Origin of the sequence: Hymenobacter mucosus (assembly GCF_900188255.1) — a bacterium.
GTDB classification, from domain to species: Bacteria; Bacteroidota; Bacteroidia; order Cytophagales; family Hymenobacteraceae; genus Hymenobacter; species Hymenobacter mucosus.
Genome location: NZ_FZNS01000002.1, coordinates 168,207 through 186,971, shown reverse-complemented (window position 1 = coordinate 186,971; position 18,765 = coordinate 168,207). Strand labels below are relative to the sequence as shown.

14 protein-coding genes are annotated in these 18,765 nt (G+C 51.7%); 7 read left to right on the top strand and 7 right to left on the bottom strand.

All coding sequences use genetic code 11. The annotated features are described in order from the left end of the window. Window positions 1–30: 30 nt before the first annotated feature. Entirely contained in the window at window positions 31–813 is a 783-nt protein-coding gene (locus CHB83_RS04745) for a class I SAM-dependent methyltransferase (RefSeq protein WP_245855283.1), read from the bottom strand. A gap of 226 nt (window positions 814–1,039) precedes the next feature. Here CHB83_RS04745 and CHB83_RS04740 point away from each other — a divergent pair, with 226 nt between their 5' ends. Both CHB83_RS04740 and CHB83_RS23485 read left to right on the top strand, forming a co-directional pair. After that, window positions 1,040–1,618 (top strand): hypothetical protein, encoded by a 579-nt coding sequence (locus CHB83_RS04740; protein ID WP_143436995.1) that lies wholly within the window; start codon window positions 1,040–1,042, stop codon window positions 1,616–1,618. A 131-nt stretch (window positions 1,619–1,749) separates the two neighbouring features. After that, window positions 1,750–2,514, top strand: a complete 765-nt coding sequence (locus CHB83_RS23485; protein ID WP_143436994.1) for a hypothetical protein — start codon at window positions 1,750–1,752, stop codon at window positions 2,512–2,514. A 31-nt stretch (window positions 2,515–2,545) separates the two neighbouring features. On the opposite strand, the gene priA is transcribed toward CHB83_RS23485, so the two are convergent. From priA to rpsF, 6 genes are all read right to left on the bottom strand, one after another. Beyond that, window positions 2,546–5,098 carry a replication restart helicase PriA gene (priA, locus tag CHB83_RS04735; protein WP_089331848.1) on the bottom strand — a complete coding sequence of 851 codons (2,553 nt, stop codon included), beginning with the start codon at window positions 5,096–5,098 and terminating at the stop codon, window positions 2,546–2,548. Between the two features lie 102 nt (window positions 5,099–5,200). After that, the gene (locus CHB83_RS04730; RefSeq protein ID WP_089331847.1) at window positions 5,201–7,279 is read right to left on the bottom strand and encodes a thioredoxin domain-containing protein; all 2,079 of its coding nucleotides are present in this window, start codon (window positions 7,277–7,279) and stop codon (window positions 5,201–5,203) included. A 58-nt stretch (window positions 7,280–7,337) separates the two neighbouring features. Then, entirely contained in the window at window positions 7,338–9,722 is a 2,385-nt protein-coding gene (locus tag CHB83_RS04725) for a GSCFA domain-containing protein (protein WP_089331846.1), read from the bottom strand. A gap of 227 nt (window positions 9,723–9,949) precedes the next feature. Then, window positions 9,950–10,393, bottom strand: coding sequence for a 50S ribosomal protein L9 (rplI, locus tag CHB83_RS04720; RefSeq protein WP_045687823.1), 444 nt, complete (start codon window positions 10,391–10,393; stop codon window positions 9,950–9,952). A 21-nt stretch (window positions 10,394–10,414) separates the two neighbouring features. Then, complete coding sequence (gene rpsR / locus CHB83_RS04715; protein ID WP_045687822.1) at window positions 10,415–10,666, bottom strand: 30S ribosomal protein S18; 252 nt, start codon at window positions 10,664–10,666, stop codon at window positions 10,415–10,417. Between the two features lie 7 nt (window positions 10,667–10,673). Continuing rightward, window positions 10,674–11,048 carry a 30S ribosomal protein S6 gene (rpsF, locus tag CHB83_RS04710; RefSeq protein ID WP_045687821.1) on the bottom strand — a complete coding sequence of 125 codons (375 nt, stop codon included), beginning with the start codon at window positions 11,046–11,048 and terminating at the stop codon, window positions 10,674–10,676. Between the two features lie 391 nt (window positions 11,049–11,439). Between rpsF and CHB83_RS04705 the strand changes: the two genes are divergently transcribed. The 5 genes from CHB83_RS04705 (at window position 11,440) to CHB83_RS04685 (ending at window position 18,762) form a co-directional block, all read left to right on the top strand. Then, window positions 11,440–12,783 (top strand): cytochrome c3 family protein, encoded by a 1,344-nt coding sequence (locus tag CHB83_RS04705; RefSeq protein WP_089331845.1) that lies wholly within the window; start codon window positions 11,440–11,442, stop codon window positions 12,781–12,783. Window positions 12,784–12,923: 140 nt separating this feature from the next. Beyond that, window positions 12,924–15,977, top strand: a complete 3,054-nt coding sequence (locus CHB83_RS04700) for a TAT-variant-translocated molybdopterin oxidoreductase (protein ID WP_089331844.1) — start codon at window positions 12,924–12,926, stop codon at window positions 15,975–15,977. Window positions 15,978–16,053: 76 nt separating this feature from the next. Beyond that, on the top strand, window positions 16,054–17,511 hold the full coding sequence (gene nrfD / locus CHB83_RS04695) for an NrfD/PsrC family molybdoenzyme membrane anchor subunit (protein WP_045687819.1): 1,458 nt from the start codon (window positions 16,054–16,056) through the stop codon (window positions 17,509–17,511). Continuing rightward, the gene (locus CHB83_RS04690; protein ID WP_045687818.1) at window positions 17,504–18,028 is read left to right on the top strand and encodes a DUF3341 domain-containing protein; all 525 of its coding nucleotides are present in this window, start codon (window positions 17,504–17,506) and stop codon (window positions 18,026–18,028) included. Before nrfD ends, CHB83_RS04690 begins: the two co-directional genes overlap by 8 nt. Next, window positions 18,028–18,762 (top strand): c-type cytochrome, encoded by a 735-nt coding sequence (locus CHB83_RS04685; RefSeq protein WP_045687817.1) that lies wholly within the window; start codon window positions 18,028–18,030, stop codon window positions 18,760–18,762. Before CHB83_RS04690 ends, CHB83_RS04685 begins: the two co-directional genes overlap by 1 nt. Window positions 18,763–18,765 lie beyond the last annotated feature (3 nt).

The window sequence follows — 18,765 nt, the reverse complement described above, 5'->3', positions numbered from 1 at the left end:
CGCATCGGGCTATTATGAGCCAAGAAACTGCTAGCGGGCGCGCCGGAAAAACATCAGGTGCTGCTGAGGCAAGGTTTCTACCGTATCTGCCAGTTCTAAGCCTACTGCCGCCATTTCGCGCCGAGCCTGGGCTACCGACATCTTATGGATGCGCTTGATTGGCACATTGGGGTCTTCGGCTCGGTATTCCACTAAGGCTACCCGCCCATTGGGCGTAAGTGACTGCCGAATAGAACGCATCATTTCGCGTGGGTGGTCAAACTCGTGGTAAGCATCCACAATGAGCACCAGGTCTACACTATTAGCAGGTAGGTTCGGGTTCTGAGTGGTTCCCTGCACGGGTTCTACGTTCGTTGCCTTCGTGCGCGTTTTTGTTTCGCGCAAGGCAGCCAGCATTTCAGGCTGAATATCCACGGCCAGCACTTTCCCCTTGGGCACAAGCGGGCTGATGCGAAAGGTGAAAAAGCCCGTGCCAGCACCAATATCAGCTACCACGTCCGTGGGCTTCAACTTAAGCTCTCGCAGCAGTACGTCGGTGCCTTCTTCTTCTCGGCGGTCGGAACGCTCTAGCCAAGATGCGCCTTCGTGGCCCATAACGTGGGCTATTTGGCGCCCCAGGTAGTATTTACTGATACCGTTGGGGTCTTGGGGGCCACGCCGTTCGTAGCCGCTAGTATCAGGAGCCACCGGACGCTGCTCCTGATCGGCAAATTGGGCCGTGGTACTCTCAGTAAGGGATTGGGCGCAAGCGATGGACAGCAATAGCAGACCAGCGCCGCACGTCCGCAATAACATCAGGGAGGAAGAGGGCATACGCACGAGTGCAAATAAAGGGCGTTGCATTAACATCTGCCCGCCTAGAAGCGTTCGGGTTGGCAAAAAACAGCGGAAAGAAACCGCAATGTAACTGCCTACGTAACCGACGAATACCTTGCTACAGTAAGCTGAAGCAAAGATTTAATTGTTTTTTTCTTGTTGTCATCTTCTACCTTGGTCCGTATAAGGGCCGTTTGCTTACCATTCACAAAACCCATTTTTCATGAAACACCTATCCGGAATCATGCGCAAAGTGACGGCCGTAGCTGCCGTAGCCGTAGCCCTGACTAGCTGCAACCGAGCTGAGTATGCCATGTTGCCCAAGACGTCATCAGCGTACCATGGCACCCAGCGCGCTACTATTGTGAAACCGGCTCCGGCAGTGGCTGCCAACACGGACCAAACGGCTTCTGTCGCTCCTGAGGCTATAGTGGCCGAGGCGCAAGCTCCCATCGCCGCGCCTCAGACTGCTCCCGCAACCGAGCGTGCTGTCGTAGCAAGCGCACCAGTAAAAGAAGCAGCGGCAAAAAACACTGAAGCGCCTAAAATGAGCTTTGCTCAGAAGGCTCTGGTACAGAAGGTAGCCCAAAAGGCAAACAAACTAGCTGCCAAAGCGCAAGTAAATAAGAAGTCGGAAGTTGCTTCGAAAGAAGATACCAACGCCATTAGCCGCAACATCAAGCTCGGTATTATTCTGCTGCTTGTTGGCCTGCTGCTAGGTCTTGTCAGTGGTATCCTTGGGTCCATTGTAGCCATTATCGGTATCGTATTTATCGTCCTTGGTCTACTAGACGAGGTGTAGTACACCCTGTAGCCGCCTTTACTAAAGCCCTGACTGCCAACTGGCGGTCAGGGCTTTATTTATATCTATAAATTCTCGTGCTTTGAAGCTGAACTATTCTTCTGCCTATTTACTAAGCTTTATTCTAGATCATGAAATTTCAACTTTGGGGATTGTTAATAATCCTGATTTTAGTGGGAGGCTGCCAGACAACTCGGGTTTCTGCTTTTCTCCCAACAGCTCAGGAATATGGTCGCCCGCTGTCTTTGAAGTCTTCAGCCTCCGCTGCTTCTATAGCCGAATTACCTGAACTGATGGCCGATGCCTCCAGTGATACTAGTACAACGGCGTATCAGCGTCAACTACTACCCGTTACTTATACTAGGGCAATACCACTGGCGGAAGCACACCCAAAGGCGCCACTTGTTTCACCGGATACGGTAGTAAGTCGGACAATTCCCCAACCAACGGGGCCAGATCCACACACTAGTAAAGTAAACATGCTTGGTGGGTTACTCACCTTCACAGGGTTGATAGCCTTATTAGCTGCCGTATGGAGTGAAGCTTCTTGGGGTAGCATTCATTTAGGGCTGGGAGCGTTAGCTCTGATTCCTGTGGGAGTAGCCCTGCTGCTTTATCAAGGTAAAAATGGCCGTTTGCGGCTGCGGCGTCAGGCCCGACGGGAAGCTCGTCGGCCTACCAAGGTCCCTGATGCAAACACAGGTGTTCCAGCAGCTACGCCTCCTGTGAAAGGCAATCCGCACTTACGCAAGGTGGGCTCTGTTCTCTTAATCCTAAGCGCAATACTCTTACTAATCGGTGCCCTTCTTGGAACAGTCTATTCATTGTTCTTCTTTGGGCTGCCAGCTATTATTATTGGGCTGCTAGGGTTAATTGTTGTAGTAGCGTCCTTGTAACATGCTAAAGCTCCCGTCTGAACCCTGCCTACTACATTGGGTCCACGTCGGCCGCAATACGTACCTGCTTAAAGTCCTTCTGGTCGCGGACGATATTCATAGCATCTTGGATATCGGCCTTGGCCGCGCGCAGTACGGTGTGTTCCCGGCTGAGCTTGATGGTGATTTCCTGAAGGTAGAAGTTTCGAATGCGGAAAATATAGGGGGCCTCTGGCCCTAGTACCGCCTCACGTCCGAGGCGGTCTACCAGTTCCTGGGTAAGCAAAATAGCCGCTCGTTCTGCTGCTACGGGATCCACGTGCTTTACCGTGAGGCGAATAATACGCATGAAGGGTGGGTAGCCATGCTCCCGTCGTTGCCCTATCTCATATTCATAGAATTCTAGGTAATCATTACGAATTACCTTATCGAAAATCACCTGCTGGGGGTCCGCCGTTTGAATGATAACCTTGCCTTTCTTGCCCTTGCGGCCCGCCCGTCCACTTACCTGCACGAACATCTGGAAAGCCCGTTCGTGAGCCCGAAAGTCGGGGTAGTGAATGATTGAGTCGGCATTGATGATACCAACCAAGCTTACATTGGCAAAGTCGAGGCCCTTTGTTACCATTTGGGTGCCGACAAGTACATTGGTAGTTTGCTTCTCGAAGTCCGAAATGATTTGCTGGTAGGCGTTTTTCGCGCGGGTGGTATCCAAGTCCATACGCTGCACAGTAGCCGCCGGCAACATCACTTTCAGGTCATCTTCCAGCTTTTCTGTTCCGAAGCCCACTGTTTTGATATTGCGAGAACCGCACGCAGGGCATTCCACGGGCATGCGGTCGTGGTAGCCGCAGTAGTGGCAGCGTAGTTCGTGGGCTTGCTTGTGGTAGCTGAGACTTACGGCGCAGTTTTTACACTTCGGAATCCAGCCGCAGTCAAGGCAATTGATGAAGGGTGCATATCCCCGGCGGTTCTGAAACAGAATGATCTGCTCTTTGAGACTGAGCTTGGTTTCCATTTCCTGCATCAGCTCCGGTGTGAAATGGTTGAGCATGGTTTTCTGCTCCCGGCTTTTGCGGGTGTCTACCAGCTCTACTTCCGGCAAGCCAGCCTCACCGAACCTCTTAGTAAGCGAAACCAGCCCGTAACGACCCGTGCGGGTTTGGTAAAATGTCTCCACCGAGGGGGTAGCAGAGCCAAGTAAGGTCTTAGCGCCCTGAAAGTTCGCCATCATGAGGGCTACCTCACGGGCATTGTAGCGCGGCGTGGGGTCATACTGCTTGTAGCTCGATTCGTGTTCCTCATCCACGATTACTAGGGACAGGTTTTCGAAGGGTAAGAACACGGAGGAGCGTACCCCAATTACTACCTGAAACCGGCCGGATAACACGCCGTTCCAGACTTCTACCCGCTCGTTGTCGGAGAACTTCGAGTGGTATACGCCTAGGCGCGTACCAAATACCCGCATTAGGCGAGTAACGATTTGAGCAGTAAGAGCAATTTCGGGAAGTAGGTAAAGCACCTGCCCACCACCTTCCAATGCTTGCTGGATAAGGTTGATGTAGATTTCTGTTTTGCCCGCGCCCGTTACGCCGTGCAGGAGCACAATATCCTTGGTTTGAAACTGCTGCATGATGTCGTCCTGCGCCGTTTGCTGGGCCTCACTGAGCGTGAAGTGCAGGTTGGCCTGGGCGTCATCCTCCATCGGAAAGCGGGAGACAATCACGTCAAACTGCTCCAAGATGCCGTTTTTGATGAGCGTATTCACCGCCGATGGCGAAAGGTGAGGCGCACTGGTAAGCGCAGCCTTTTCCATGCCTTTGTGGTTGCTGTGCTCGTTTTGGTACACGGGTACGCGCTGAAGGTAGCGCATCAGCACATCCAACTGCTTTGACTTCGAGGCCAGCTGTGCAAATAGCTGTTCGAGGGCAGCCTCAGCTACAAAGCGGTGAGCCAAGCGTACCTTCTTGACGACTTTGGGGGTGTACTTATCCTGCAAATGCTCGAACAAGAATACCACGTCCTTTTGCATCAAGGACTTAATGTACTTGTGGAAAGACGTAATGCTGAGCAGGTCGCCTACCTCCGTAAAGGTCATGGACTTTCCTTCCTCCCCAGTACTCAAGGCTTCTACAATCTTTTGTTCCTGCTCGCTGAGAGGGTAGGGGTTGGTATCAGGCTCGAAGGCAGGGTGCAGTTGCACGCGGCTCTCAGAGCTAAGCTTCAAGGCCGAAGGCAACGCCGCGTTAATGACTTCGCCCAGAGTGCAGAGGTAGTAATCGGCCATCCAGCGGAAAAGCTTGAGCTGGGGCTGAGTTACTACAGGCGCGTCGTCGATAAACTCAAGGATGTATTTCGCTTGGTAGTTAGTAGGCGGCGTTTCGTGGACGGCCGCCACAATGCAGCTAAGGGTCTTCTTCGCCCCAAACTGCACAATTACACGCCCCCCAATTACAACTTGGTCGTTTAGTTCAAAGGGGACGCGGTACGTGTACAGCCGAGGAAGGGGTAGCGGCAGAATCACGTCCGCAAATAGCGTAACGCGGTCGGCGGCACTACCAGCCGATTCAGGCTGTGGCTGTACAAAGTCAAACGTGAGGCTCAAAAGGAAATAAAACTGAAGGCGGACAGTAAAGATAACAGGATGCAGCGCCGGGTAGTGCCCTACGTCAGGAATCTGAAGTGGTACTGACTGGTAGCGTACGTGTTATAGTTGGGCTAGTGCTTCGGCCACAGAATGTACTGGCTGGTGGCACGTTCGGTTGAAGCAGACATAAATGGTGGTAGCACCTGCACGCGCTTCCCTTCCAGCTAGTAGCGGCAAGCTGCTGACGCTTGCAGTACCCGCTAGAACCACATTTGGGAGATAATGATGACTAATATCCCGACGAAACTCCTCTACTTGGGAGCCAACCACCGCAATTTCAGCGGTAGGGCGTAATAGGTTAGCGTACAGAGACGCCCAGTTTGCCATGTTCTGAGGTTCTTGCACTACCAGTTCTTGCACTTGCCGTAGCATGGTAGCCGCCAACTCAGTGTACTGACTGTTCTCTAAGTGCAGACCCAGCCGATGTAGGTTGTGGGCCATCACAGAGTTGGAGGCCGGTATTACATTATCGAATAGCTCTTTCTTACGCGCTATAAGCTGGCTTCCACGGCCGTTGTCAGCCGTGTCGGCATCCGTGAAGAAGAACAGGTTCTCGGTCGGGTCGAAGAAGTGCGTAAGGGTAGTTTCGGTAAGCTCCTTTGCCAGGTTTAGCCACTCGGCTACAAATGTTACTTCGTACAGGCTGATGAGAGCCTGAATGACGAGGGCATAATCTTCTAGAAACCCGTCGATGCTGGCGCGGCCGTGCTTAAAGCTGCGAAATAGCCCTACCTGGGCTACACCCATGAAATGGCGCTTGCACGTGAGATTATCCCGAAGAAATACGGCGTTGCGTTCGGCCAACGCCAAGAAATCCGGATCAGCAAAAGCACGATAGGCATCCGTCAGGCCTTGTAGCATCAGAGCATTCCAGGCAGTTAGTACCTTATCATCAAGTCCCGGATGAGGACGCTGCTCCCGGGCTGCTAGAAGCTTCCGCTGCCACCCTTGCACGAGTTCTGCTACTACGTCAGGCGTGAGTAGATGGCGGCGAGCAAACTCAGCATCGGTTTCCGCCCGGTGTAGGATATTGAGGCCATGCTCCCAATTGCCAAGGCCTGTACAGTTGTAGTAATCCGAAGCCAAAGCTTCTTCGTCGCCGAGGGCCTGCTGAAGCTCCTCCCGGGTCCAGACGTAAAACTTCCCTTCTTCCCCCTCACTATCGGCATCTAGAGCGGAATAGAAGCCGCCTTCCGGGCTGGTTAGCTCCCGCTGGACAAAACCAATAGTGTCATACACTACTTGTCGGTATAAGTCGTTGGGAGCAGCCTGGTATGCCTGCGCGTATAGGCTGATAAGCTGGCCGTTGTCGTACAGCATTTTCTCAAAGTGAGGCACCAGCCATTCCGCATCCACAGAATAGCGGGCAAAGCCTCCCCCTACCTGATCGTAAAGTCCTCCCCAGGCCATTTCGCGTAACGTAAGCTCTAGCTGACGAAGAATGGGAGCACTGCCGCTTAGCGCATGCGTACGTAGCAAGAACTGCCAGATAGCAGGCATTGGAAATTTGGGCGTGCGGTCAATTCCGCCCAACTCCCGGTCAAACTTTGCTACTACGTTATAGACCAGTAGCTTGAACTGTTCGTCTGATACGCCTTCCGTAGTAGCAGGAATACGGTATTTCTCCAACTCACTTGTTTGCAATACCTGTGTAAACTGTTGTGCTGAGGCGTCTAGCTCCTGCCGGTATTGTCCCGCATACCCTTGCCCAATACTAGTAAGTAACTGTTCCCAGTTTTTGGGCGGAAAATAAGTGCCACCATAGAAAGGCTTGGCCTCAGGGTTTAGGAATACATTCAACGGCCAACCACCCTGCACACCCATTGCCTGGATAGCATCCATATACACCTGGTCCACATCGGGCCGCTCCTCGCGGTCTACTTTGATGCATACAAAGTACTTGTTCATCACCTGCGCAATGTGCGGGTTCTCGAACGATTCTCGTTCCATAACATGGCACCAATGGCACGCGGCGTAGCCTATACTCACCAAAATAGGTTTCTGCTCAACCTTAGCTAGCTGCAATGCTTCCTCACCCCAAGGGTACCAGTCAACTGGGTTGTGAGCATGCTGAAGCAAATAGGGGCTAGTCTCTTGACTAAGACGGTTTGTGTGGGTTGGTTGTGAGGCTGACGACATACTAGGCATGGTTGGAAATACAAAACCCGGCCATGCGGGGCCGGGTTTTGTATTTCATTTATTCAGGCTGATTATCGGAGGCGGGCTTACGACGGGGTGGTCGTGGCCGGCGCTTAGGTGCTGGTGTGGCATCCGTTGGCTCAGGTTCAGCAGGCGTTTCTGCTACCGGTGAAGGCGCAATAACTTCTACGGGGGGTAAAGGAGCAGCCTTACGGCTTCGAGAAGGCCTTTTTTTCGGCTCAGCTACTAGTTCTTTTGCTGGAGTAGCAGGCTCCTCAGGCGTTACAGCCGGTGCCTTCGTGCGCCGAGTGGTTCGCTTTGGTGGCAAAGGAGTATCCGCGGCGGAATTGTCCGTAGGAGTTGGTGCTTCGGTCGTCGTCCCAGCTGCAACCTGTGGCGCTTGCGAGCGGCGCGACGAGCGTTGGGGTGAACGGCGCGGCGTGGATGAAGCAGAAGGTTGTTCTGCTACGGGCTCAGTTAAGGCTTGCTCTGGCGTAGCAGAAGGCGTGGTTTCCGGATTCGTACCTACCTCGCCAGCAGCCGTTTCAGCCGCTTGGGCCAATCGAGAAGCGCGTGCTTTTCCTCGATTGCGCGGTGGACGAAGCGCCTTGTTATCAAGAGTTACCGGTTGATCTGCCTCAACAACGGGCATAGCAGCTTCGGCCAGTGGTGCTACGGGTACTACCTCAGCTACCACATCGGCTAGAGAATTGCTATCCGCAGCAGCATCGGTAGAGCCTGTTTCTGTCTCTTCACCCGACGCATACAGTACCGGCCGGCTCGTTTTACGTCCTGCACGGTCTTGGCGGCGAGGTGGCCGCTGGCGCCGATTACTACGCTCATACGGGGAAGGTGCTGGCTCCGCTTCCTCTTCTTGTGGCGGTGTGTCACCCGGCTCGTCTGAGGTTGCGGCAGCCTGTTCAGGCATCACCACATTTTCTAGAGGCATTGCTTGACTGTTATTGAACAGTTCCGCTTCTGTGATGTAATTGATGCTGTCAGCTTCAGGAGTTGCTTCTTCCACGCTGGGAGTAGGAGCCTCCGCAATGGGGCTTACGTCGGTAGCAACTTCACCAGCCAAAGCCGCCGCCTCGGCAGCTAAGCGAGCATGTTTCTTCTTGGTACGTTTGGCACCTCCGCGCGACCGGCGTTTTTTCTTGCGCACCGGTGATTCTCCTACTTCAATGGTAACGCCCGCAATAGTTTCTTCGGCTTCTATTTCTTCCTCTTCGTCCTCACCATCTAGTATAGAGGCCGTGTAGGCAGTTTCGTAGGCGTCGTCTGGGTTTACTTCGGTAGTGGCAGTTTCCTCAGCAGATTCTTCTGCTTCAACTAACATACCAGCTCCCAGACGCACTAGCGTCGCCTCCGACGAAGATTCCATTATCTCGGAGCCTTCTCCAATATCGATACGCTCTTCGTCGTCCTCTTCCTCAGCTTCTGGTGCGGGTGGGAGAGGAGGTACTGGTAAAGCCGCTAACTCGCGCTCTATGTGGAGAAGCTCCATCCTGACATCGGCTTGAGAACTAATCCGCTGTAGACGAGCTAGGGTGTTTTCCAAGAACTGACGATGCTCTGGAGCTGCTGCATGCAAAGGCCGGTGGCCTAGCGCTTGGCGTATCCCTTCCCATTCTTTTTTGAAACGACCGAAGGCGCCGTCAAAATACGTACGAGTGAAACGCTCCCATATATATTGCTCCGCCACTTCCGAAGGATGAAGCATGTCGGCAGCGTAGAAGCGGTAGTCGCGCAAGTCATCCAACAGCAACTCGTAGGCCGGAAAGTAGGCTACATCCGGGAGTAGCTCGCTTAGGTAATGGCACGCTACGCGTAACATCGACTTGCTAACTGAGCTTAAGGCTAAGGTTTCCTTCAGGTGTCGAACCGGACTTACGGTCAGGATAAACCGCAAGCGCGGATTAATCCGCCGCAGGTAGGCGTGCGTTTCAGCCACTGCGGCAATAATCTCATCAGCCGTCAGTAGCTCCTTCTCGAACTTCTCGGCCGGAACCTTATGGCAGTTGCTGATAATTTCCTGGGTTTCCCGCAGCCGATAAGCGAAGCTAGTGCCCAACGTCAGTACAACGGCGTCAGCAGTAGCTAGGAAAACTCCCGTCTCTCGAACAATGCCCTGGATGCGCTGTAAAAGATCTACCGGAGTATCAGCACCTATATCAGCGTGCAGGTCGTAGCTCTGCCACCTACCTCGGGCCTCTACTACGTGCTGCTGCCAATCCATATCCTCGCCAGCAGCGGCACGCAGGAGCCGACAAGCTGACACAGGATTGAATACGGTGCCGAATGGATTAACTAGCGCGGCTACTTTATAATCAAGTAAGCGGCGGCCAATAGAATCCGAAAAACAGGAACCTATCGTCAGTATCCGCGCCGAGTGGGGCAGCTGTTGCGGATGCGGCGTAAGTGGTAGTTCAGTGCGAAACATTTCTCTCAATACGGCCTAAACAAGCCAACGGACAGGCAACCTACTCAACAACCTGCGTTCAGCCAAAATCACAGGTAGTAGTTACCCGATGGCGTACTATGCAATGAGCAGGGAAAGCAACACTATGGACGAGACAAAAGCATAGTTATTGCTTGGTAACCAATAATCTCGAAGAAAAAAGCCCGGCTACCAAAGCAGCCGGGCTTTTTCTTGTCCAATAAGGCAGCTTATTCAGCTACTACGTTGAAACGAACTTTGTGCTTCACTTCGCGGTGCAGATCTACCGTAGCGGTGTATTCACCAACTGCGCTAGGCTCCGAGTCAAATGACAGGCGCTTGCGCTCTACGTCGATGCCTTTTGCTTTTAGAGCATCAGCAAGCTGTAGGGTAGTTACACGGCCGAAGATGCGGCCGCTTTCACCTACTTTAGCTGGGATGTCCAGGACCACGTCACCGATTTTGTCAGCAATAGCTTGCGCATCGCCTTTGATCTTGTCGGCTTTGTGAGCAGCCTGACGAATGTTCTCGGCTACAATTTTCTTGTTGGTTTTGTCGGCCAAAATAGCCAAGCCCTGCGGGAGCAGGTAGTTCCGACCATAGCCAGGCTTCACAGTAACGATATCGTTCTTGTAGCCCAGGTTCTTTACGTCGTCTTTCAGAATTACTTCCATGTCAGTCTCAGTAAGCAGGGTTTACTTTAGCGAGTCAGTTACGTAGGGCATCAGCGCCAGGTGACGAGCTTTAGCTACAGCCTGAGCAACCTTACGCTGAAATTTCAGGCTGGTGCCGGTGATACGACGGGGCAGGATGCGGCCCTGTTCGTTTACGAACTTCAACAGGAAGTTCGGGTCCTTATAATCTACGTACTTAATGCCGTTCTTCTTGAAGCGGCAATATTTCTTACGCGTATCCTGCTTGTGGATTTTTTCGTTGGCGAGGCTCATCTTCTTACTACTGGGCTACAGCTTCCGATTGTTTTGCTTTCTGCTGATTCATCTCGCCCTTACGACGACGCTCACCGTAAGCTACGGCATGCTTGTCCAGAACGGTGGTCAGGAAACGGATAACACGCTCGTCACGACGGAAAGCAATTTCCAGCGTGTCTACGATGTTGCCCGAACCGGTAAACTCCACGAGGAAGTAGTACCCAGTGTTTTTCTTCTGAATTGGATAAGCCAGCTTTTTTAGGCCCCAAGCTTCAGTGTTGATGATGTCGGCGCTATTTTCCTTAAGCACCTGCGAGAACTTCTCGACCGTCTCTTGCACCTGGCTCTCGTTCAGAACGGGAGTCAAAATGAAGACCGTCTCGTAATTTCTTACTTCCATTACGACGGGGTGAAATGTGTGTGAAAAATCAAATGAGGGGCAAAGATAAGGAAAAGATGAGTTCGTTCGTGCTGCCCTACACTATTTAATTATAATGTGTAAAGTAGTAATAGCTTGATAGTCAAAAGCAGAAACCTTTAGGCGAATAGGGTAGTTGCTTTTAGGTAGGTAATCAGGAGAAGTAGGTTAGGAGCTGTTACCGAGCATCGCTTACTGTAGTTCTTGAGCGAGCAACTATATTATAAGGCCCAACCGTGCTTTTTTAGAATCCTTCTAAGCAAGCTCCAAAGGCCGAAATTTACCAAATGGCGGTTTGTTCTCTGGGTTTCCCGACCTACATTTGTGGCCTTGAAGCACCCCCCGCGTTTCTTTTTTTCAGTCAAATTGTGCTATGAATAGCATCCGACTTCGTCCCCTTTCCCGCCTCTTTCTCGCTCTGTTCCTGACATTTGCTGCCGTAGGTCAATCTTCGGCGCAAGATGTAGGCGCGGCTCCAGCCGTGAGCAAGGAAGGGGTGACGCCTGGCGCTACGGCCGGCGCAACTCCCGCCACGGCGGCAGCACCCGCCGCTGGCGGTGGTGACGCTGCTGCAATTGCCGCTGGCGATGCACTTTTCAAAGGCAACTGCGCCCAGTGCCACGCCGTGAACGACGTGGTAGTAGGACCTGCTCTGGCAGGTATTACAAAGCGTCGTCCTATGTCATGGATTATTCCATGGGTGAAGAACTCTAGCAAACTTGTTGCCAGCGGTGATGAGTACGCGGTGAAGCTCTTCAATCAGTACCAGAAGCAGCAGATGCCTAGCTTTCAGCTGTCGGACCAAGAGATTACTTCTATTGTAGCCTGGGTTACCTCGCAAGAAGGCCAAAGTGCTGGCGCTCCTGGTGCTGCTACTAACATTAAGCCAGCTGACGGAGCAGAAACTCCTGGTACTGGTGCGGCTGGTGCAGAAGACGGGAAGTACATGAACGTACTTCTTATTGTACTAGTAGTAGTACTCATTGTGTTGGTGGTAACGCTGGTTATCATTGCCAACATCATGAAAGATGTACTACGTGGCCGCAAAGACCTTGATGGCCGCGACGTAGAAGTAGTAGAGCAGCGGTTTGATCTGTCGAAAATATATAACTCTACCGCAGTACGTGCCATTGTAGGTATCGTCTTCGTGCTAGCTGTTCTATATGAGTCGATTCAGGGTGCTATGGGCGTTGGCCTTACGCAGGGCTATCAGCCTACTCAGCCGATTGCCTTCTCCCACAAGCTGCACGCTGGTGAGCACCAGATCAACTGCGCCTACTGCCACACGTCGGTGTACAAGAGCAAGTCAGCTAACATCCCTTCAGCTAACATCTGCATGAACTGCCACTCGCAGATCAAAACAGAGTCGCCTGAAATCAAGAAGATCTACCGCGCTATTGAGCGTAAGCAGCCAATTCAGTGGGTTCGTATTCACAACCTGCCCGACTTGGCTTACTTCAACCACTCCCAGCACACCCAAGTAGGTGGACTTGAGTGCCAGACCTGCCACGGTCCTATCCAAAACATGGAGGTAGTATACCAGTACTCGCCTCTAACCATGGGCTGGTGCATTAACTGCCACCGCGAGACGCCTCTCAATACGAAAGGCAACGCTTACTACGACAACCTAGTGAAACTGCACGACACCAAAAACGGCGCAGTACCTTTCACGGTATCGTCGAACGGCGGTACGGAATGCTCGAAGTGCCACTACTAATTGGTTAGTAGCCTACACGTAGCTTTACGCCACGTGTAGGCTTACGCCTAAAGCCTCTAACATAAGACAAGCATTGAACTTGTGGACTACAGTGGGTCAAGAAAAGACCCCAAGTCCCAAGACCCTAAGTCCCAAAACAAATGCAAGAGTCGCCTAAGTACTGGAAGGGAATTGAGGAACTAGAGAACTCACCGGAGTTCGTGAAGAATGCACTCACCGAGTTTGCTGACTTCCTGCCGGTGAAAGATTCTCATGGCACCTCGGATGCCACAGTGGCTCCGCGCCGCGACTTCCTCAAACTCATGGGCTTCGGTATTGCCGCGGCCACCCTCGCCAGTTGCGAAACCCCTATTAAGAAGGCTATTCCTTACCTCAACAAGCCCGAAGAGGTTGATCCAGGTATTGCCAACTATTACGCTTCCACTTACTTCACTGGTGAGGATTATAACAGCGTACTAGTAAAAACCCGCGAAGGCCGCCCAATTAAGCTCGAGGGCAACCCTGAGTCGCCAGTAACGCGCGGTGGTCTATCTGCTCGGGCTCAAGCTGCTGTGCTGAGCTTGTACGATGGTGGCCGTCTTCAGCACTTCGCCATAAAGAAGGGCACTGGTGAAAAAGCGGAACACGCTAAAGCGGACAAAGACCAAGTAGATCAAGAAATCCGTACGGCTCTGGCTTCGAACACTGGCAGAATTGCTATTGTGTCGCCAACCATCATCAGCCCTTCTACTAAGAAGGTCATTGCAGAGTTTGCTGCACGTTTCCCGAACACAGAGCACGTAATGTATGACGTTAACTCTGCGTCTGGGTTACTGCGTGCCAACGGAGGCGTGCTGCCAGCGTACGATTTTAGCAAAGCAAGTGTTATCGTAAGCTTTGGCGCTGACTTCCTCGGTACGTGGTTGTCACCAGTGGAGTATGCGCAACAGTACATTACTAACCGTAAAGTATCGAGCGAAAAGAAGACTATGTCAAAGCACTACCAGTTTGAATCTGGTTTGTCACTGACTGGTTCCAATGCTGATGTGCGGGTAGCAATTAAGCCTTCGCAAGAAGGTCAGGCTGTGTTAAAGCTATACAACCTTGTTGTAGGGGGTGGTGCAACTTCTACCTATGAGGAAGGTAAAACCCAACCCCTAGCAGAAGCTGCTGATCGTCTGAGGAAGGCTGGCAGCAGTGGCTTAGTAGTATCAGGCTCCAACGATCCGGCGGTCCAAACGCTGGTGACAGCTATTAACCGCGCCCTTGGTTCTGCCGCTGTTGACGTAGCTAACCCTTCGTTCATTCGTCAAGGTGATGATGCTCGGATGAGTACTCTGATTGCCGATATGAATGCTGGGCGAGTTGGTACGGTAATTTTCTATCATGCCAACCCTGTCTTCAACCATCCAATGGGGGAACAGGTGTTGAGCGGCCTGAAAAAGGTAAAGACCACTATTTCACTGAATGACCGTCTTGATGAGACCGGTTCTCAGTGTACGTATGCTGTTCCTGACCATCACTTCCTAGAGTCGTGGAATGACTTCGAGCCGAAGCGCGGTTTCCTGAGCTTAGCTCAGCCTGCAATTACGCCTCTATTTGCAACTCGCCAAGCTCAAGATTCTCTTCTGACTTGGGCTGGTAATCCAACAAGCTACTACAACTACCTGCGTACGCAGTGGCAAGGAGTACTAGGCGGAGATTTTCAGAAGGCTTGGGATAAAGCAGTGCATGATGGTGTGGCCCGTGGTACGGCAATGCCCGCTCCACTAGCAGTTGCTGCCCCTGATGTAAACGCTGCGTTTGGCGCTATTAGCCCAATCGGTACCGGAGTAGAACTGGCCATCTACGAGAAAGTGGGTATTGGTAATGGTACTCATGCTAACAACCCATGGCTGCAAGAATTGCCTGATCCAGTATCTAAGGCCACTTGGGGTAACTATGTAGCCGTTCCTCGTGCCATGGCCGAGAAGAACAAGTGGGAGCAAGGTGATGTATTAGAGGTTACGGCTGGTGGTAAATCCATTAAACTGCCCGTTCTAATTCAGCCTGGTCAAGCTGCGGATAGTGTGAGCATTGCCATTGGTTACGGCCGCACGAAAGCAGGTAAAGTAGCGCAAGATTGCGGTGCAAACGTGCTGCCATTAGCTACTATGCGCAACGGTGCTATCATCTATAGCAACACCGTAACGCTGAAGCACACCGAAGAAAAATCGCCTATTGCTCAGACTCAGACTCACCACACCATCATGGACCGCAAGCCGGTGGTGCAGGAGTCTACGTTGGCTCAGTACATAGCAAACCCCAAGGAAGTAACTGAGTACGAAACGATTTCTACTCCTGAAGGACCACAGAAGCCTAATAAGGTGTCGTTGTGGCAGGACTACGAGTATAAGAATCACCACTGGGGTATGGCTATCGACCTCAACTCATGCATTGGCTGTGGCTCTTGCGTGGTTGGTTGCCAAGCCGAAAACAACGTAGCAGTAGTGGGTAAGCAGGAGGTTATCAACCGCCGCGAAATGCACTGGCTGCGTATTGACCGTTACTATAGCTCAGACGCTCACAAAACGGACTTTGAGACGAAGGGCAAACTAGATACATATGAGGCAATGGAACACCCCTCGGACAACCCGAAGGTTATTTTCCAGCCCATGCTTTGCCAGCATTGCAACCACGCTCCTTGCGAAACGGTTTGCCCTGTACTGGCAACTACGCACAGTTCGGAGGGTCTAAACCAAATGACCTACAACCGTTGCGTAGGCACACGTTATTGCGCAAACAACTGCCCGTACAAGGTTCGTCGCTTCAACTGGTTCTCGTATTACACTAACGAGAAGTTTGAAAGTGTAAACGGCCATATGTTCACTGATCTTGGCCGCATGGTTTTGAACCCCGATGTTACGGTTCGTGCTCGTGGTGTAATGGAGAAGTGCTCGTTCTGCGTGCAGCGTATCCAGTTAGGTAAATTGGAAGCTAAGAAACAAAAGCGTCGTCCCCAGGACGGAGAGATTGTTTCAGCTTGCGCCCAATCTTGCCCAACGCAAGCAATTGTATTCGGTGACATGCGTGACCCCGAGTCTCGCATTTCGAAGCTGTTGCGTCGTGAAGATGGTGAGCGTGCTTTCCACGTACTCGACTCTATCAACGTGCAGCCAAACATCACGTATCTGACCAAGATTCGTAACACGGACGAAGCAGTTCGTAACGCCTAGAAACTGAGCCATCAGGGAGGGCAGCAGCGCCCACCGCTTTGCTGCCCTCCTCCTTTACTCCTTTAAGTCAAAAACTATGCAGCACGTATCGCCTGTACGGGAGCCGCTCGTAACCGGGGGGAAAACGTACCACGACGTCACCCAAGACATCAGCCGTCAGGTGGAGGCCGCGCCCAACATCCGCTGGATGGCAGCCCTGAGCGTCGCACTCTTTTTTCTCGGTGTGTTCTTCTACTCTGTATATCGCACTCTATGGTACGGTATCGGTGAATGGGGACTCAACAAAACTGTTGGCTGGGCCTGGGATATCACCAACTTCGTATGGTGGGTAGGTATCGGTCACGCAGGTACGCTGATTTCCGCCGTTCTTCTGCTGTTTCGCCAGAAGTGGCGGACATCTATCAACCGCGCTGCTGAGGCAATGACCATCTTTGCCGTAATCTGCGCTGCTATGTTCCCTGTGCTTCACATGGGCCGTCCGTGGCTAGCTTTTTGGGTGTTTCCTCTCCAGAATACGTATGGTTCACTTTGGGTAAACTTTAACTCACCTCTACTGTGGGACGTGTTTGCCATCTCCACGTATTTCACAGTGTCACTGGTATTCTGGTACACTGGTCTAGTACCTGATTTCGCTACTATCCGCGACCGTGCAAAAGGTCCTATTGCTAAGGTAGCCTACTCATTGCTCAGCATGGGTTGGAAAGGGTCTGCTAAGCATTGGTCGCGTTATGAAACCGTGTCCTTGATCTTGGCCGGTGTTTCTACTCCGCTGGTACTCTCGGTGCACACCATTGTATCAATGGACTTTGCTACCTCAGTAGTACCAGGATGGCATACTACCATCTTTCCCCCCTACTTCGTAGCAGGTGCTATCTTCTCTGGCTTTGCTATGGTACTTACCCTCATGCTCATCACGCGGGTAGTATTTAAACTGGAAGATTATATCACTATTGAACACATTGCTCTCATGAATAAGATCATGATGGTAACAGGTTCTATAGTAGGTGTTGCTTACATCACCGAATTCTTCATTGCATGGTACTCACAGGTTGAATTCGAACAATACGCATTCATCAACCGTGCTACTGGCCCTTATTGGTGGGCTTACTGGTCGATGATGACCTGCAACGTTATTACTCCACAACTGGTGTGGATTCGTCGAGTGCGCTACAGCATTCCGCTGACGTTCGTGCTGTCGATTATTGTGAACATTGGTATGTGGTTCGAGCGCTTTGTAATTATTGTTACTTCGCTACACCGCGACTACCTGCCTTCGAGCTGGGTAATGTTCTCTCCTTCAATTATCGACATCGGTATCTATGTAGGTACGATGGGCTTGTTCTTCACCCTATTCCTTTTGTTTGCCAAGTTTTTCCCTGTGATCAACATGGCAGAGGTGAAGTCGGTCTTGAAATACACGGTAGATAATGGCCCAACTTACACCGGTCATGATCCTCATCTCGGCGCTACTCATCAACACTCCACCCACGGGGTTCCAGCCTCGGCTCCTGTAAATTACAATAAGCATGACTAAGCGCTTCGCCCTCGGCATCTTCGACGACGAAGATGTGCTGTTGCACGCTGTGGAAAACGTCCGGGAAGCGGGCGTGAAGATCTACGAAGTATTCTCGCCTTTCCCAATTCACGGGATAGATGATGCTCTCGGCATTGAACGTTCTCGCCTTCCGATTGCTGCCTTCTTCTTGGGCATGACAGGTTTGGCCTTCGCTCTATGGTTGCAGATCTACACGCTAGGTTTCGACTGGCCAATGATCATCGGTGGTAAGCCTCACATTGCTTTACCTGCCTTTATTCCAGTTGCTTTTGAGTTGACGGTATTCTTTACCTGCCACGGCATGGTAATTACCTTCTATACCATCAGCAAACTGTACCCACGATGGAAAACTCCTGTACTAGATGTTCGCTCTACCGATGACAAGTTTGTCATGGCTATTGAGCTAAAAGAAGGTACCGATATGGGTAAACTGACCCAGTTGTTGCGCAACAACGGCGCTTCGGAGGTGAACGAAAAAGAAATGTCTAAGTTCTAATGACGCATTCGCTAAAAGTTAGTTTGCAAGCGTCGGCGGTTCTGCTGGCATCGGTGTTCACCACCGCCTGCAACCGCGCCGATGATCCTGGCGTTGAGTACGCCCCCGAGATGTACTCCTCGATTCCGTACGAGCCTCTGAAGCAGGAGAACAACAACCGAGTAAACCCAATGGGTACTAATATGCGGGTTCCGGCAATTGGTACTGTACCACGTGGTAAGCTCAACTACTACACTCACATTGGCAAAGATGACATCGCAACTGCGGAGACATCTTTGCGCAACCCTTATACTTACACCAAAGACAATCTGCAGGAAGGTCAAGCACTATACTTGCGTAACTGTCAGCATTGCCATGGTGAGCAAGGAGACGGGCAGGGGCCAGTGGGTGTCAAGTTCAAGGGTGTTCCGAACTACTCTGCAGGAGCTTATAAAACTATGAATGATGGACACATATATCACGTCATTCAATGGGGTAAAGGCCGCATGATGCCACACGGTTCTCAGGTCAATCCAGAGGAACGATGGAAAATTGCCATGTATGTACGCATGCTACAGCAAGGTAAAGGCGCCGAAGGAATGGAAGACTTCTTAAAAGCGCAAGGTCAAGCATCAGGCCAAAATTCAGAATCAACTGATGCTACCAACCAAAGTCCAGTACAAGAAGCTCAGGCTAACAAAGCTTCTGATACGCCAGGACAGGGTACTGAGGCAAGAAACGGAACAGCGAACTAACTC

What these genes read in the sequence shown, in the direction of transcription:
- CHB83_RS04745 (WP_245855283.1), bottom strand. Translation starts at nt 813, where the DNA reads ATGCCCTCTTCCTCCCTGATGTTATTGCGGACGTGCGGCGCTGGTCTG.
- CHB83_RS04740 (WP_143436995.1), top strand. Translation starts at nt 1,040, where the DNA reads ATGAAACACCTATCCGGAATCATGCGCAAAGTGACGGCCGTAGCTGCC.
- CHB83_RS23485 (WP_143436994.1), top strand. Translation starts at nt 1,750, where the DNA reads ATGAAATTTCAACTTTGGGGATTGTTAATAATCCTGATTTTAGTGGGA.
- CHB83_RS04730 (WP_089331847.1), bottom strand. Translation starts at nt 7,279, where the DNA reads ATGTCGTCAGCCTCACAACCAACCCACACAAACCGTCTTAGTCAAGAG.
- CHB83_RS04725 (WP_089331846.1), bottom strand. Translation starts at nt 9,722, where the DNA reads ATGTTTCGCACTGAACTACCACTTACGCCGCATCCGCAACAGCTGCCC.
- rplI (WP_045687823.1), bottom strand. Translation starts at nt 10,393, where the DNA reads ATGGAAGTAATTCTGAAAGACGACGTAAAGAACCTGGGCTACAAGAAC.
- rpsR (WP_045687822.1), bottom strand. Translation starts at nt 10,666, where the DNA reads ATGAGCCTCGCCAACGAAAAAATCCACAAGCAGGATACGCGTAAGAAA.
- rpsF (WP_045687821.1), bottom strand. Translation starts at nt 11,048, where the DNA reads ATGGAAGTAAGAAATTACGAGACGGTCTTCATTTTGACTCCCGTTCTG.
- CHB83_RS04705 (WP_089331845.1), top strand. Translation starts at nt 11,440, where the DNA reads ATGAATAGCATCCGACTTCGTCCCCTTTCCCGCCTCTTTCTCGCTCTG.
- CHB83_RS04700 (WP_089331844.1), top strand. Translation starts at nt 12,924, where the DNA reads ATGCAAGAGTCGCCTAAGTACTGGAAGGGAATTGAGGAACTAGAGAAC.
- nrfD (WP_045687819.1), top strand. Translation starts at nt 16,054, where the DNA reads ATGCAGCACGTATCGCCTGTACGGGAGCCGCTCGTAACCGGGGGGAAA.
- CHB83_RS04690 (WP_045687818.1), top strand. Translation starts at nt 17,504, where the DNA reads ATGACTAAGCGCTTCGCCCTCGGCATCTTCGACGACGAAGATGTGCTG.
- CHB83_RS04685 (WP_045687817.1), top strand. Translation starts at nt 18,028, where the DNA reads ATGACGCATTCGCTAAAAGTTAGTTTGCAAGCGTCGGCGGTTCTGCTG.